This window comes from Frankia sp. Cppng1_Ct_nod (genome assembly GCF_920656135.1).
Lineage (GTDB): Bacteria > Actinomycetota > Actinomycetes > Frankiales > Frankiaceae > Protofrankia > Protofrankia meridionalis.
The window spans coordinates 24,509-25,401 of the sequence record NZ_CAKKTK010000070.1 but is presented as its reverse complement, the minus strand read 5'-3'; the positions used below and the strand labels follow the sequence as shown (position 1 = coordinate 25,401).

Annotated in this window: 1 protein-coding gene; it reads left to right on the top strand. The window is 65.2% G+C overall.

What is annotated here, in order from left to right:
- On the top strand, window positions 1-774 hold a 774-nt coding region (locus NBW77_RS17505), incomplete at its 5' end, for a group II intron maturase-specific domain-containing protein (RefSeq protein ID WP_284346945.1).
- Window positions 775-893: the final 119 nt, after the last annotated feature.

The following is an 893-nucleotide window of genomic DNA, read 5'->3' as shown; positions in this document are numbered from 1 at the left end:
ACGGACGACGGATTCGACTTCCTTGGGTTCAACGTCAGGCGCTACCGCACCAAAGACGGCCCGAAGGTGCTCACCAAACCCAGCAAGAACGCGATGAAAAAGATACGGCGACGACTGGCCAGCGAAATGCGCGCCCTGCGCGGCGCCAACCCGCAAGAGATCATCGGACGTCTCAACCCGGTGATACGCGGGGTCGCGGCCTACTACCGGATCGGGGTGTCGTCCGACGCATTCTCTGTCCTGGACGACTACCTGTGGCGCCTGCTCTACAAATGGGCATGCCGCAGGCACCCCACCAAAGGCCGACGATGGGTCAAAAACCGCTACTTCGGCCGCTACAACAAGACCAGGAACGACCAGTGGGTGTTCGGTGACCGTCAAACCGGCGCCTACCTCCACAAGTTTTCCTGGACCCCGATCGTCCGGCACGTCCCGGTCGCAGGTAGGGCGTCACCCGATGACCCCGCCCTGGCCCAATACTGGGCCAGCCGACGACGCAGGAAGACACGCCCACCCCTGGCATCGTCACTGGAGCACGCACTGCGAGCCCAGCACGGGAGATGCCCGAGATGCGGAGACTACCTGCTGCACGACGACCATGAACCACAATCCCCCAGAGAATGGGAAACCTGGTTCACAGCCGTCCGCACCGCCCTGACCCGCGAGGCCGTCACGACACGAACCCACGGCCGGACGAACAACACCGCCCGCCTCGTACACACCCAATGCCACCGCCGCCACCCAAACGGCGCAGCAACGGGAACGGACACCTGACGCAGAGCCTCGCCGCCCTCATGGGCTGCTTGAGCCGGATGCCGCGACGAGTGGCACGTCCGGTTCTGAGGAGGGGGCGCCGCCGCAAGGCGGCGCCCCTATCCGACCGCGTGCACTAC